Source organism: Enterococcus sp. DIV1328a, from assembly GCF_050536905.1.
In the GTDB taxonomy this organism is placed as follows: Bacteria; Bacillota; Bacilli; order Lactobacillales; family Enterococcaceae; genus Enterococcus; species Enterococcus faecalis.
The window spans coordinates 379,528-393,984 of record NZ_CP172912.1 but is presented as its reverse complement, the minus strand read 5'-3'; the positions used below and the strand labels follow the sequence as shown (position 1 = coordinate 393,984).

The 14,457-nt window shown below is 36.5% G+C and carries 12 protein-coding genes and 1 other annotated feature; of the genes, 3 read left to right on the top strand and 9 right to left on the bottom strand.

Annotated elements, in window-relative coordinates; translation table 11 throughout:
• Positions 1–14: 14 nt before the first annotated feature.
• The gene (locus tag IGL93_RS02010; protein WP_002363122.1) at positions 15–377 is read right to left on the bottom strand and encodes a DUF4809 family protein; all 363 of its coding nucleotides are present in this window, start codon (positions 375–377) and stop codon (positions 15–17) included.
• A gap of 167 nt (positions 378–544) precedes the next feature.
• Here IGL93_RS02010 and IGL93_RS02005 point away from each other — a divergent pair, with 167 nt between their 5' ends.
• From IGL93_RS02005 to IGL93_RS01995, 3 genes are all read left to right on the top strand, one after another.
• Positions 545–1,498 carry an L-lactate dehydrogenase gene (locus tag IGL93_RS02005; protein WP_002355458.1) on the top strand — a complete coding sequence of 318 codons (954 nt, stop codon included), beginning with the start codon at positions 545–547 and terminating at the stop codon, positions 1,496–1,498.
• A gap of 131 nt (positions 1,499–1,629) precedes the next feature.
• Positions 1,630–2,136, top strand: coding sequence for a phosphatidylglycerophosphatase A family protein (locus tag IGL93_RS02000; RefSeq protein ID WP_002355457.1), 507 nt, complete (start codon positions 1,630–1,632; stop codon positions 2,134–2,136).
• A 150-nt stretch (positions 2,137–2,286) separates the two neighbouring features.
• Positions 2,287–2,736, top strand: coding sequence for a YehR family lipoprotein (locus tag IGL93_RS01995; RefSeq protein WP_002355456.1), 450 nt, complete (start codon positions 2,287–2,289; stop codon positions 2,734–2,736).
• A gap of 51 nt (positions 2,737–2,787) precedes the next feature.
• On the opposite strand, the gene IGL93_RS01990 is transcribed toward IGL93_RS01995, so the two are convergent.
• From IGL93_RS01990 to IGL93_RS01955, 8 genes are all read right to left on the bottom strand, one after another.
• The gene (locus tag IGL93_RS01990) at positions 2,788–3,705 is read right to left on the bottom strand and encodes a hypothetical protein (protein ID WP_010775570.1); all 918 of its coding nucleotides are present in this window, start codon (positions 3,703–3,705) and stop codon (positions 2,788–2,790) included.
• A gap of 355 nt (positions 3,706–4,060) precedes the next feature.
• Positions 4,061–5,467: a Na+/H+ antiporter NhaC gene (gene nhaC, locus IGL93_RS01985; RefSeq protein ID WP_002363118.1), complete on the bottom strand. Its 1,407-nt coding sequence runs from the start codon at positions 5,465–5,467 to the stop codon at positions 4,061–4,063.
• A gap of 124 nt (positions 5,468–5,591) precedes the next feature.
• The gene (tyrP, locus tag IGL93_RS01980; protein ID WP_010775569.1) at positions 5,592–7,010 is read right to left on the bottom strand and encodes a tyrosine-tyramine antiporter; all 1,419 of its coding nucleotides are present in this window, start codon (positions 7,008–7,010) and stop codon (positions 5,592–5,594) included.
• 202 nt (positions 7,011–7,212) lie between these two features.
• The gene (gene tdc / locus IGL93_RS01975; RefSeq protein WP_002355450.1) at positions 7,213–9,075 is read right to left on the bottom strand and encodes a tyrosine decarboxylase; all 1,863 of its coding nucleotides are present in this window, start codon (positions 9,073–9,075) and stop codon (positions 7,213–7,215) included.
• Positions 9,076–9,373: 298 nt separating this feature from the next.
• Positions 9,374–10,630 (bottom strand): tyrosine--tRNA ligase, encoded by a 1,257-nt coding sequence (tyrS, locus tag IGL93_RS01970; RefSeq protein ID WP_002355444.1) that lies wholly within the window; start codon positions 10,628–10,630, stop codon positions 9,374–9,376.
• Between the two features lie 191 nt (positions 10,631–10,821).
• Positions 10,822–11,036: a binding site (T-box leader), on the bottom strand.
• A gap of 291 nt (positions 11,037–11,327) precedes the next feature.
• The gene (gene cls, locus IGL93_RS01965; protein ID WP_002361214.1) at positions 11,328–12,773 is read right to left on the bottom strand and encodes a cardiolipin synthase; all 1,446 of its coding nucleotides are present in this window, start codon (positions 12,771–12,773) and stop codon (positions 11,328–11,330) included.
• A gap of 165 nt (positions 12,774–12,938) precedes the next feature.
• The gene (locus tag IGL93_RS01960; RefSeq protein WP_002355441.1) at positions 12,939–13,421 is read right to left on the bottom strand and encodes a VOC family protein; all 483 of its coding nucleotides are present in this window, start codon (positions 13,419–13,421) and stop codon (positions 12,939–12,941) included.
• 22 nt (positions 13,422–13,443) lie between these two features.
• Positions 13,444–14,319, bottom strand: a complete 876-nt coding sequence (locus IGL93_RS01955) for an aldo/keto reductase (RefSeq protein WP_025192645.1) — start codon at positions 14,317–14,319, stop codon at positions 13,444–13,446.
• Between the last annotated feature and the right edge of the window lie 138 nt (positions 14,320–14,457).

Below are 14,457 nucleotides of genomic sequence, written 5' to 3'. Positions count from 1 at the left end.
TTAATCCTTCTTTCCTACTTTTCGAGAAAAACACAAGGGGTCTCCTCAAAAATATTCAATAAAATATGATTGACTTCTTGAAAGACTTCTTCGTGATTTCGGCATTGTTTTTCCATTACTAAACGCAGATCATTCACAACAAAAGTCAACGTCGTCGCTTGTTGGGAAACATGTATACAACGGTTGCCTTTAACAAAACATTCTGTTTGTTCTTCAATGAATGGTTCTTTTTGATAGCCATATGCTGAAGCGACACATTCCAGGATTTCGTAGATTTCTATTTTTGGAAGTTCATAGCTACAGCTACCGATAACTAGTTGAAAACGGTTCGGCTGTTTTTCATTATTGCTTGCATAATACACTGTTGTCGTTGTCATTTTGCCTCCTTATCTCCTCTATTTTCCTACTCTTATCATAACAAAAAAAGCAGGCTTCCCTTATTTAAATTGTTAATAAAGACTATTACAGATTGGTATAACCACACCTAAAAAGTTCGTGATATAATTCACTAAGAAAGAAATATTACAGAAAGAAGAGATGAACGATGAAAGTATTTAACAAAAAAGTCGCAATTATTGGTACTGGTTTTGTTGGCACAAGTATTGCCTATTCCATGATCAACCAAGGGATTGCGAATGAATTAATCTTAGTTGATATTGACAAAGCCAAATCTGAAGGCGAAGCAATTGACTTATTAGATGGTGTGTCTTGGGGTCAAGAAAATGTAAACGTCTGGGCTGGCGACTATCAAGACTGCCAAGATGCCGATATCGTCGTGATTACAGCTGGCGCTAATCAAAAACCTGGGCAAAGTCGTCTAGATTTGGTTTCAATCAATGCAGAAATTATGAAAACAATTGTTAACAATATCATGAAATCTGGTTTTGATGGAATTTTAGTGATTGCCTCAAATCCTGTCGATGTACTGACTTATGTGGCTTGGCAAGCTTCTGGTTTACCTGTTTCAAGAGTAATTGGAACTGGTACAACTTTGGACACAACTCGTTTCCGCAAAGAACTGTCTCAACGTTTAGCGATTGATCCACGCAATGTTCACGGCTATATTATTGGCGAACACGGGGATTCTGAAGTGGCTGTCTGGTCTCATACCATGATTGGAACAAAACCTATTTTAGAAATTGTGGATACGACAGAGCGCTTAACTAGTGATGATTTACCAATCATTTCTGATAAAGTGAAAAATACAGCTTATGAAATTATCGATCGCAAACAAGCGACCTATTATGGGATTGGTATGAGTACTGCACGCATTGTTAAAGCCATTTTAAATAATGAACAAGCTATTTTACCTGTCTCAGCTTACTTAGATGGGCAATATGGGCAACAAGATGTATTTACAGGGATTCCTGCAGTCGTTGGCAATCAAGGTGTGACTGACATTATTGAATTGAATCTGAATGCTTCTGAAAAAGAACTCTTCCAAAAATCAGTGACACAATTAAAACAAGTGATGGCATCGTTACAACCGAACGCTTAGTAATTTTTAACTAAAAATAACACTTCAACTAAATTATTCTCTACCAAAATAGATTCTAATTCCCCTTTATCGTTCTTTTTGGTACCATGAAAGAAGAACTTCAACTAAAGCAGAAATTAGGAGGACAAAAAATGGTAATCCAAGGAGATACGTTAGAAAATAGCGCACGTCGTTTATTGCAAGAACGTGGCGTAACAATGAATGATTTAGCTGAACTTGTGTTATTTTTACAAAAAGATTATATTGACAATTTAACATTAGATACTTGTTTAGAAAGTGTTGATGCCGTGTTAACAAAGCGTGAAGTACACAACGCGATTATTACAGGTGTCCAACTGGATATTCTGGCGGAAGAAAACAAGCTACTTTCACCGTTACAAGAAATTTTAACGGAAGATGAAGGGCTTTATGGCATTGATGAAATTATGGCGCTCTCCATTGTAAATGTTTATGGATCTATCGGTTTTACGAACTATGGGTATATCGACAAGGTAAAACCAGGCATTTTAAAAGAGTTAAATGCGCATGATGGTGAACATGTCCACACATTCTTGGATGATATTGTGGGCGCAATTGCGGCTGCGGCTGCCAGTCGGTTGGCTCACTCACAACCAGATTTAAGTGATATTACTAAATAAAAAAACTTGCCTCTTCTCATAAAAATGAAGAGGCAAGTTTTTTTATTTAGTTTTATTTGCTGGACTTCTCACAAGCTTTCTACTTAACAGTAATTATTTGCCGTGTTATGTTACAGTCAAGAATAAACAGCTAAAGGAGGTTATCTAGAAATGAAAAAGTTTTTACGTGTATTTTTAATTTTTATTGGGGTATTTTTTCTTGCAAGTTGCGGTTCAAAAATAGAGACAAAAACCTTTGTAGGTTCGCCACAAGATGGGATTGATTCCACCTTAACCTATACGTACCAAGGAGATAAAGTCTTAACGCAAACGGCTAAAAACATTGTTTCTTATGACAAATTGGGGATTACAAAAGAAGAGGCAAAAACAGCGTTGGAACCCGTTTCTAAACAATATGAGGACATCAAAGGGCTTGATTACAAACTGACCTATGAGGACAAACAAGCCATCGAAAAATTGACGATTAATTATGAAAAACTTGATTATGATAAAGCAAAAAAAGTAGATGGTATCCAGATTGATGGAGATTCTTCTAAGGGAATTAGCATGAAGAAAAGCCAAGAATTGGTGGAGTCACAAGGTTATACAGAACAAAAATAATAAAAGAAAGCGTTTGACAATGGGCGTTGTCGCACGCTTTCTTTTTATTAATTACATCGATGTTGCCATCTTCACTGCTTGAATTGGGTCAAAATGATGAACAGAGTAAACGACTGTACCGGCTTGCCAAACTACTGAGTTTCGATTATAGTCAGTGGTTCCTGCCACGTTCAGCGTGATTTGACCAACGGTATTCGGTGCTGGTAATGTTTCTTGTTCCAAAATATTGACAACATTTTTCGCTAAATCATCAGGCGATTCACCATTGATATTTGAGGCCCGTACGACTAAACTCCAATTGCCTTCTTGCCAAGATAAGTAACTAGAACCTGCCGCCCCTTGTTTATAACCAGTGATATTGTAACCTAAATCTACTGGTTGACCGCCATTGTCAATGATTTGGTTCACTGCATTTTTTGCTTCGGCATCAGAGCCATATGTTTTTTTCTCAAAAGAACTAATTGGCGTTAACTGATTGACACGTGCATCATTCACTGGAATCGCTTCTTTTTCTGCATAATATAAAACACGGAAATTGTTTTGATCCGCTTGTGATGTTGTCGCTGCAGTTAAAAAGTTATTCGTTTGACTCGTTAAAATTGCCTGCGGTAAGCCTTGACCAGGAAACATGTTTGCTAGCTGGTTAAGCACTTGGTTGGCTTGGTCATCTGGATTCGCATTTTTCGCTGGTGATTGCTTCTCTGCTGAGCCATTATTTGTCGCTTCCTTCGTAGAAGAAGCTGTTGCTTTCGAATCAGCTGTTGTTGTTCCTGACGATTTCGCATCACTAGATTTTGTTGCTGCTTTGCTACTTGATTCTTTTATAGCAGATGCTTTTGTACTCTCGACTGTGGTACTTTCCGCAGCACTGGAACGACTATCCGTATTTTCTGTACTTTTTCCGCCGCCACATGCTGCTAAAGCAAGGGTTAAAAGAAAAGCACTAGAAATAAGCCCTATCTTTTTCATAAGAATTCCTCCTTGTTTTCCCTACCCTTATTGTACCTTAATCATGTGTATCCGTCACTTGTTTGTGTTTCGTTCTAGTTGGTTTAAATAACAGAAAGTGGACGGTAGGATTCGAACCTACACCTCAACATTGAGCAAGAATAAACTACTGTTAGTCTCTATGAGTTTAACACCACGTTCATCCACCTATTTGATTGATCCTTTGTATCATAACTTAGAATAATTAAATTGCCTTTAAGGAGCTTCAAAGATTATATGAAGAATTGTAAAAAATCTGTGACGAAAAAACGATTGAACCAATCAGTAGAGACACTGAGGTTCAATCGTAACCAATTGTTTAATTATCTGAAAAAACTCACAATTCAACGTTAGTCCCTGGTGCTTTTTTGTTTTCCCCTTGTTGTTTTTTTAAGAATATCCCCAAAATGACAGTGATAATAGGGCAAAGCAATGGGAAAAAGGCATACGGTAAGTATTCTAGTGCACCAACTTTTAACGTTCCCATAATGAAGGTACCACTAACTCCCCAAGGAATTAACGAGTTGACTGCCGCCCCAGCATCTGCCAAAGTACGAGTTAAATATTTTTTATCAATACCTAAACGAGTAAATGAGGATTTAAATGTTTCCCCTGGTAAAATAATTGACAAATATTGTTCGCCAACTAGTAAGTTAATTCCCACAGAACTTAAAGCAGTTAAAGCGATTAATTTGGCTGGATTATTCACATAGCCTTTAATTTTATCAATTAAAGTAGCCACGATGTTAAACTTAATCAACAAGCCGCCCAAACCTAATGCCAAAATAATCAACGCAGCAGAACCTAACATGCTTTCAATCCCACCACGAGATAAAAGTGTATCAATACTTTGGTCCCCTGTATCTGCCACATAACCACTCATTAAAATGGTAGAAACTTTCGCTAAACTTAGGTGATGATCATTTATAAAAGCTAAGATGACCGCCACTGTAGAGCCGACTAGTAACGTTGGAATAGCCGGTACCTTTTTCCAGGCGAATAAGAATAAAACCGCTACTGGCAACAATGTAATCGGTGAAATCCAGAATCCTTGATGTAACGTTTGGACCATTGCATCAACCGATTGTAAATCCGCCGAACCAGATTGATGTCCCAAGAAGATATAGCCGACAATCGAAATAATAAACGCCGGAATAACAGTGTACATCATGTTTAGTATATGTTCAAAAAGGTTCACGCCACCAATTCCAGCAGCTAAGTTTGTTGTATCAGATAACGGTGAAATGTTGTTCCCCAAAAAGGCACCTGAAACAACTGCACCAGCTGTCATCGCATTGTCGAATCCAAGAATATGTCCAATACCTAGAAAGGCAATCCCCATAGTTGAAACAGTCGTAAAGGAGCTCCCTACCGTCACACCAACTAGTGCACAGACCACAAAAACGGTTGGTAAGAAGAACTTCACTGAGATAATTTTAAAACCATAGACCATAATTGTTGGAATCGTCCCAGACAAGATCCAAGTAGCAACTAAGACACCTATCAGCAAGAAAATAATAATCGGAATGATCCCTGGTTTGATCCCTTCCACAATGCCCTCGTGGATCTCATCCCAAGAAAATCCTTTCCATTTGCCATAAAGCAACAACAACATGAATACAAAAAGAATCGGTATGTGAGGGGTTAATTTTTGACCAATAATTAAGTACCCGAGAATCGCTAACAAGGCAATCAAAATGCCTAAACTTTCAGCGAACGAAACAGTGGGTTTCGTTGATTTCATATGAAAACCTCCTTTTATGGAAAGCGAAAACTGAAGCAATAATCGAACTTGCTTCAGTTTCCAAACGACAATTTACTATAGTCATCAGGTGAAGAGGCACTCAGCAAAATAATTGCTAGCCTTTTTATTCACCTAAATCTTCTTTTACTTCCGTTGCCCAACTTGCTTTTTTAAAGCGATTAATGATTAACGGAATCACAAACATAACAATAGTGATTAATGCAACTAAGACTGCATCAGTCACGGTTGTTGTACCTAATGTGGCGAAAATAACAATGATAACACTAAAAATTAACATTGCTGCCACTAAATAAGCTAAGCCATTACCTTTTTTACCAATTCGGTAAGGACGTAGTCTATCTGGTTGAGATTTACGTAATTTAATTAGGGAAATCGCAATCAATACATACACAATACTATAAATAATTGTTGTTGCATTTGTTAAAGTTAAGAATACAGCGTTGACATCATCCATTACCCCATAAAGTAAAGCGAATAATGAGATAACCACAGATTGTGTTAACACAACGTTACGAGAAACGCCATATTTATTTTCGCGATGGAAACCAAATTTTGGTGGCAATAAGCCATCACGAGCAACTTGAATAATTGTTTTTGATGGTCCAGTAACCCAAGCAGATAATTGTAATAACACACCTAAGAAGACCATGAAACTAAAGATATTACCAATAATTGTTGGTAAACCTAAAACGTCACAATAAAGCAAAATTGGTTGTGTAATGTTAGACAATTCCATTTTGCCATTTGGAACAATATTAGCAACAAACATTGCATTAATAACGTTTAATAAAACTAAACCAATTAATGAAATGAAAACGCCTTTTGTATAATTTTTTGTTGCATCTTTCAAACGAGGAATATAAACAGAAGACATTTCAATCCCAACAAAGATAAATGCAATCCCTGCTAGATATTTAAATGTGTCCATATTTTCTAAGTTTGGTAAAACTTTTGACCAAGAGAAGGCACCTAAATAGCCGCCAGGTGTTAAGCCTACTTTAATCATTGAAAGAAGACCTAAAACAAACATAACTAATACTGGGATGTAAACACCTAGCCAAACACCAATATTTCCGCCAACTTTCGCCATGTCAAATTTCAAGTTCAAGATTGTAATAATCCAGTAAATCACTAAGATACAACCTAATACGAACCAATGATTTTCACCTAAGTGAACATTACCAAATGTATTACCTAGCAAAGGGCCTAATGTAGAAGCAACCATTACCATTCCTGGGAACATTTGCACCCATAGTAACCAAGCGACAACAAAACCCCATTTGCTACCTAAGGCAGTTTTAACCCAAAGTTGAGGGCCACCTTCTTGAGGAAGCATCGTAGATAATTCACCAGATATCAATGCGATTGGACCAGCAAAGAATAAGACCGCGAAAATTGTGTAAGAAATTAATGTCCAACCAACAGCAGCAAGTGTTGGGATACTACGTACAGTTGCACACAATGCCATTGTTAAACCGATAAAAGTACCTAATTCAATTTTTTTAACTTGTTGTTTATCCAATTTTGTACACTCCTTATAAGATTTTGGATAAGGAGCATGAATGACTGTTATACGCTGAGTAAAACAGTCATTCGACTGCCTCTTACCCAGACAAAGAATTGGTTAAGAGGTTAGCCGTCTGGTTGATTTATCTATTGAATAAGTCAACCAGACGAACGTTCCCTCGTTCGGTTACCATTTCTTTTTTCCGTTTAAGATTCAATTATTTTACGTCGTAAATTTGTTCTAATTTTTCTTGTAAAGCAGCTTGAATCTTAGGAGCGTAAACATCAAATTCTTCTTTATCGTTCATGTATGGAGTCATTACAGCAGCACGTAACACAGTTACTTTACCTGCACGGTTCCATTCTTCGTCACTAAATCCTAAGCTGTTTACAAATTTTAATGGGCTGTTGCCATAATCTGGAATAGCAAAGTCAGTATGTGAAGTAATGAATTCGTTGTTGTAAATATTTCCTTTAACGTATGATGCATAGTCATATACATCATGGTTTAATTTGTTCATTGCTACTAAATCATCGTTGCCTTTTTCTTTAAACACATAGTCAACCATGTTGAAGTCTGGATGAGTTAATGTGTGGACTTCGATTTCTTTGTCGCCAACTTTGAATGTTAAATCATTCAAGAAGTTATAGAAATGATGTGATCCTTCAATTGAAGCACCAATTAATTTACCATAACCTGCAACGTTTAAAGGTAAAACGTGATGTGCAGCCCATACAGAAGCAGCTGTTGCACCAGCTTTTGAACCTTCAAGGATATAAGCACCTAGTAACGCAGGAATATCGGCACCTTTTTCAAATACGTAAGTTGCGAAGTAAGAAATAACGTCGCGCATACGGATATCTTGGATAACGATACCACCAGCTGAATAAGGGATATAACCCATTTTATGAGGGTCAATTGTTACTGATTCTGCTAATTCGATTGCTTTATATGCATCATACACTTCTCTTGAAATGTGTTCTTTTTTCTCTTTGAAGACACCGTATTCTTCATGAACATCTTGTAAATCTTCGTAAGGGATGAAGTTGTTGTCTTCGTCTAAGAAGATGGCACGTCCATAACCACCATAAGCAGCATCAACGTGTACATAATAGTAAATACCGTCTTTCATTAATTCATCGCGTAAAGCAATAATTTTATCGATTGAGTCAACGGCACCTTCTTCAGTAGAACCAACTACACCGACAACACCTAGCACTGGAATTTGTTCTTCTGCTAAGCCACGAACGATTTTTTCTAATTCGTTGATATCCATACGGTAGTTATGGTCAACTGGTACTGGGATAACTTGATCTAAACCGATACCGATAATATCAGCAGCTTTTAACCAAGAATAGTGTTTAGTTTGTGGGACTAACCATTTACCGATTGCTTGTAAATGTTTACCTGAACGAGCTGAATGAGCTTTGATTTCATCAATTTCATCTTCAGCTGATTCTAATAAGTCCATAATTTCTTTTGTTGGCATGTTCAATAGTTCCCAATCTGATTTGCCAGCAACTAATTCTGGTTTTACTTCTTTCATAGCAAATGGTAATGATTTAATGTTACGGGCATACCATAAGCCTTCTAAGTTAGCTAAAGAACCATCAGCAACGATGTGTCCCCAACCATTTTTGTAGCTCATTAAGTGAGCAAATTCATGTCCTACTTCTTCTTCCATTTGAGAAGTTGCTGGAGAAGATTCATAGGCAACGTTGTTCCCGTTCCATAGCATTGCAAAGTTGTAAGCTAATAGAGAAGGCATTAATGTTTCTGAGTTCATATGTCCCCAATATCTACCTGCTGTATGCCATGGAACTGAATGTGTACGCATGCGAGAAGAGATTTCATTCAATACATCTTTCATATGGTTGACAGTTTTTTCGTAGCTTTCAGATGTGCGTTCTTGAGAAGAGATAACTGGCATGTCTTGTGGCATGTAGTTTTGACGCCATCCTAAATGTTCATCTACTAAGTCGATCAACAAGTCTTTATATAATTGTCCGTTTTCGGCTTTGTCCCCAATGAATAGTGCATTAAGGTTCATTTCGCCTTTTGCTAATTTTTCGTTTTTCATACGAAAATTCCTCCTTACAAATTTTAATGAATTAGATTTTGCATTCACAACTTACACCCAAACGGCTAAAGTGTAAAGAAGAAAAATAACAATGGTTATCATAGCTCTTTAATTTTATAATTTTTTCACAAGGTGTCTTGTCAGAACCATTATATAAAAAAATAAGAGTGGGATTGTGTGTACAATCCCACTCTTATTAGGTGTATTAACGGTTTCACCACTACCTGTAAGGAGAAATAGAATTTTAACTTTGATCAAATAATCACACGTCTTCTCTTCGTGAAATTATTATCAATTTCTAATCCATTACTTTTGCTAAAAAGTAATTTTTCTTCCCTTTCCGTACAACAACGAATTTTCCATCGAAATGTTGTGTTGGATCGACTGCAAAATCTAAATCGGTAACTCGGTCACCGTTAATACTTATAGCTCCTCCGCTCACATCTTCGCGAGCTTGACGTTTTGATGGTTCGATTTCTGTGTCAACTAACCAATCTACGATGTTTTTAGCATCTTTGGTAATTTCAACAGTTGGCACATGTTCTAACCCTTGCTCAATTTCCTCAATCGTTAAGTCTTTAATATTGCCTGAGAAAAGAGCTTCTGAAATTTTTTGCGCTTCTTCTAATGCTGCATCATCGTGAACAAATCGTGTCACTTCTTCAGCTAAGCGTCTTTGTGCTTCACGTTTACCTGGTTCTTTTTCAACTTTTTCAGCTAACGCATCGATTTCTTCTTTATCTAAGAAAGTAAAGAATTTCAAGTATTTGATGACATCACGATCATCTTGGTTTAACCAGAATTGGTAGAATTCAAATGGTGAGGTTTTCTTAGGATCTAACCAGATAGCGCCACCCGCTGTTTTCCCAAATTTTGTACCATCTGCTTTTAGCATTAAAGGAATAGTTAACCCGAATACTTTGGCTTCTGGTCCTTCTTTTTTACGAATCAAATCTAATCCTGCAGTGATATTGCCCCATTGATCAGCACCACCAATTTGCAATTGAATATTATGTTTTTTATGCAATGTGTAAAAGTCAATTGATTGAAGAATTTGGTATGTGAATTCTGTAAAGGAAATGCCACTTTCTAAACGACTAGCGACAATGTCTTTTGCCAACATCGTGTTGACATTAAAGTTTTTCCCGTAATCTCTTAAAAAATCTAATAAAGATAGTTCTGATAACCAATCGTAGTTGTTCACCATTGTTACCTCAGCATCTTTACCAAATAATTTTTTCATTTGGTTTGAAAGACTGTCCACATTATGTTGCACAGCTTCCATCGTTTGTAAGACACGTTCGGTTGTTCGTCCACTTGGGTCACCAATTGTTCCAGTTCCGCCACCAATTAAAATGTATGGGTGATGACCTGCTAATTGGAATCGTTTCATCATCATAAAAGGAATTAAATGTCCAATATGCATGCTATCTCCAGTTGGATCGACACCGCAATATAGCGAAATGCTCGTATTTTCTGTAAGTTCTCTTAGTCCTTCTTCGTTTGTTTGTTGATTGATTGCATCACGCCATGCTAGCTCGTCAATGATATTCATGTTATCACCCTCCATATTTATAATTATCTCTTTATAGGAAATCGTTCATTTAACGAAATAAACGATTAACACACTTGTTTTTACACGATATCCCGTGTTTATTTCTATGTATACACGGGTTCACGAAATTTTCTTTGGTCTGCCACGTATTCAAAAAAAGAATACAAAAAATCCCTAAGCCGTCAAAACGACTTAGGGACGAATTTCTCGTGGTACCACCCAAATTTATACATAGTTTAATTTATTTAAAATACTATATACCTCTTAACAAATAACGCTGTTACCCGTGCCCTGTAGGCAGAAGCTCAAGAATGTAATTCGATAAATAACGTGTACTAGTTTCCAGCGCCACTAGCTTTCTGTAACAGTGGTTATTTCTCTACTGCTTTTCTGTCATTGCTTTGTATTTAACTTGTACATGTAGCATATTCCTTTTCGTTTTTTTTGTCAACACTCTTTGCTTAATTTTTTTTACTTTTACAAAAGATGTCCCTTTTTCACAAAAATAAAATAACAAATTAACAATAAGATTTATTCGTTTTAACAGCAACTACAGATAAAAAAATAACGAATAAAATTAAAAAATATTCTTTAAAATTTTTTTGACTTTTTTTGTGATTTTCTATACTTTTATAAAATTCCCGAAGAAAAATGACGAACTTTGGATCAGAAGTTCGTCATTTTGTGAAAAACAGTTTTAAAGAATTGGTGAAAATAATCGTGAAATTTGTTGTTTAAAAATCAACCATTTTGACATGTCACGAACAACTTCTGGAGTCATTGTTGTACATTTTTTTCGATCTTCTAAGAAAATTGCTTCTAATTGATCAATGATTTTTTTATCATATAACACAGCATTTGCTTCAAAGTTTAATTTGTAACTTCGGATATCTTGATTGGCTGAACCAACTGTGCAGACTTCATCATCCATAATCATTGTTTTCGCATGCAAGAAACCACCGTTATAAATTAAAATTTCAATATTTTCTTTCATCAATAAGCGGCCATAATACTGTGTTGCTCGATAAATAAACGGATGGTCGGGCTTATCTGGAATCATAATTTTAACATCTACTCCTGAAGCCGCAGCAACCTTTAAAGCAGCCAAGACACTATCATCAGGAACTAAATACGGCGTTTGAATCCAGACTCTTTTCTTGGCAGAAGTAATCAATTTAATAAAGGCCAATTTAATTTGTTCACGGTCACTGTTAGGACCACTGGCAATCATCTGAATGGATGTATTTGCCTCTGGCACCAATGCTTCAAGTTTAAAGAAATAATCCAATTGATACGCCACACGATTTTTCTCGGGGGAAGAGACGTTCCAATCCATTAAAAAACGCATTTGCAGTAATGAGGCTGCTGGCCCTTGAATCCGTAAATGTGTATCCCGCCAATAGCCAAACTTTTTAGTCGTTCCGGCATATTGATCGGCAACATTAAAGCCGCCAATGTAGCCTACTTTTCCGTCAATAACAACAATTTTCCGGTGATCATGATAATTCAAACGAAACTTCAAAAGTGCTTTTTGAGAAGTAATAAACGTTTGGACAAAACCACCGTTTTTTTTCAATTCATTCAAATGATGAACCTTGGTGCCCTTTGAGCCAAAGGCATCGTAAAGCAACCGCACTTCAACCCCTTCAGCCGCCTTTTCTTCTAATAAGTTCAAAATTTTGGTGCCGATATGATCCGTTACAAAGGCATAATATTCAATATGAATGGAATGCTGAGCTTTTTTTATGTCCGCCATCAACGCATTGAATTTTTCCGTACCATCCGTAAAAATTTCAACATCATTTTTCTTAGTCAGGGGCATCCTATTTAACGAGGAAAAAAAGTCTGTAAACTGTTGTTGCTCCTCCGTCGGCATCTTTTGACTATAAAGTTCAAAACTTTCTTCTTGGAAATTCTGGAAATTCTCTAATTCCCGTAAATCACTTTGTTGCAAATAAAATTTCTTTTTGTCGGTTAACCCTCGACCAAAGAATAAATATAAGAAAAAACCAAAAACGGGTAGAGCAATCAGTACGAGTAGCCATGCCCAAATTGCTGCTACATCTCGAGGTTTTAACAAAATGGTAATTCCCGCAATAATTGCATTAATAAAATAAATAACTGTTAAGACGCTAAGAATCAATTGTCTTCCTCCTTTATTTGTTACGTTTTAGTATACCATCAATTACGGATTTGGAATATCTTTTCTTTAGCGACTTCTGTCTCAAAAAATAAAAAGAGCCCCCATTCTAGTTAGTGATACTAGAATGAGGGGTTCTTTTTGATGTTTGTTTGAAAGTCCTTTAACTTAATTTCGTGTAAATGGACCTTTAGGAGCAATCAATTCTAAATTTGTACCATCTGGATCTGTAAAGTAAGCGACACCTGTACCAAAACCGCTCTTCAAGCCATCTTCTTCTTGGAATGTAATCGGCTCTCCATCAGGTTCTACGCCAATCGCTCTTAAACGTGCAACAGCTGCATCAATATCTTCCACTTCGAAACACATATGCATTGCACTAATTTGTTCGTTGGAATAAGAAGCTTTTTCTGATTTTGGTTTAACATATTCTAATAAATCAATATTGATGTTTTCTAGATGCACATTGGCATACTTGATTAATGTATCATCTAACCCTTGTGTTTGGGCCATCCGTTTTCCACCAATTTCATCACGATTTGCGATTTTTGTTCCTGTTAATGCTTCATAAAACTTCACTGATTCATCCAAATTACTGACTGTAATCCCCACGTGGTTGACTACTGAAAAACCTTTAACTGCTTCACTCATTGTATCTCCTCCTAGTTAATTTTTAGAAATCAAACGTGTCTGGATTTGGTCCCACACGTAACGATTCATTCAATTGGTTAATTTGTGCCATTTCTTCTGCACTTAGTTCAAAATCAAAGACCGCTGCATTGCTAATCATCCGTTCTTTGTGGACAGATTTCACGGCTAATAAGATATCTTGTTGAATATCCCAACGTAAAATCACTTGCGCTGCTGATTTATTATGGTTCTCAGCAATCGCCAAAATGGTTTCATTCGATAATAATTGACCTTGCATCAACGGTGACCAAGCTTGGACTTTGATATCATGTTTTTCACAGAAATCACGCACTTCTTTTTGATCCAATTTTGGATGTAGTTCCACTTGGTTAATTACCGGAACAACTTTTGCATAAGAAAGTAAATCTTCTAAATGATGAACTTGGAAGTTGCTGACACCAATTGCTTTCACTTTTCCTTCAGCATATAAAGTTTCTAAAGCTTGCCATGATTCTTTGTAAGAATTATTTCCTGGCCAATGAATTAAATACAAATCTAAATAATCTAAACCTAAACGTTCCAAACTATCATTGAAAGCTTGAATTGTTTCATCATAGGAAATATGCGCGTTCCAAACTTTCGAGGTAACAAATAAGTCCTCACGGTTCAAACCAGTTACCGCTAAGCCTGCTTTAATTCCCGCTCCTGTGCCAGATTCATTGCCATAGATTTGCGCTGTATCGATTAAACGATAACCATTGATAATCCCTTCTTCGACCACTTTTGCTGTCTCTTCATCTGGTATTTGGAATACCCCGAGACCCATTCCTGGAATTTTAGTGCCGTTGTTTAATGTTACTGTATCTGCTAGTGATGTAATCATTTGATTCGCTCCTTTAACGTTTTCTGATATCATCATATACCGTGCCGTACATGCTGTATAGTACGTACTTTTTCGTTTCATAGGAACCAAAAAGTGCGCTTTTTGGTAAATTCGCTTTTTTAGCCTGAAAAATTTTTCAACTTTTTTATTACCTGAACTGCCAGAAGCAAAATA

Bases quoted from the DNA above. Each gene is read 5' to 3' on its own strand.
- IGL93_RS02010 (WP_002363122.1), bottom strand. From the start codon at position 377: ATGACAACGACAACAGTGTATTATGCAAGCAATAATGAAAAACAGCCG.
- IGL93_RS02005 (WP_002355458.1), top strand. From the start codon at position 545: ATGAAAGTATTTAACAAAAAAGTCGCAATTATTGGTACTGGTTTTGTT.
- IGL93_RS02000 (WP_002355457.1), top strand. From the start codon at position 1,630: ATGGTAATCCAAGGAGATACGTTAGAAAATAGCGCACGTCGTTTATTG.
- IGL93_RS01995 (WP_002355456.1), top strand. From the start codon at position 2,287: ATGAAAAAGTTTTTACGTGTATTTTTAATTTTTATTGGGGTATTTTTT.
- IGL93_RS01990 (WP_010775570.1), bottom strand. From the start codon at position 3,705: ATGAAAAAGATAGGGCTTATTTCTAGTGCTTTTCTTTTAACCCTTGCT.
- nhaC (WP_002363118.1), bottom strand. From the start codon at position 5,467: ATGAAATCAACGAAACCCACTGTTTCGTTCGCTGAAAGTTTAGGCATT.
- tdc (WP_002355450.1), bottom strand. From the start codon at position 9,075: ATGAAAAACGAAAAATTAGCAAAAGGCGAAATGAACCTTAATGCACTA.
- tyrS (WP_002355444.1), bottom strand. From the start codon at position 10,630: ATGAATATCATTGACGAGCTAGCATGGCGTGATGCAATCAATCAACAA.
- IGL93_RS01960 (WP_002355441.1), bottom strand. From the start codon at position 13,421: ATGAGTGAAGCAGTTAAAGGTTTTTCAGTAGTCAACCACGTGGGGATT.
- IGL93_RS01955 (WP_025192645.1), bottom strand. From the start codon at position 14,319: ATGATGATATCAGAAAACGTTAAAGGAGCGAATCAAATGATTACATCA.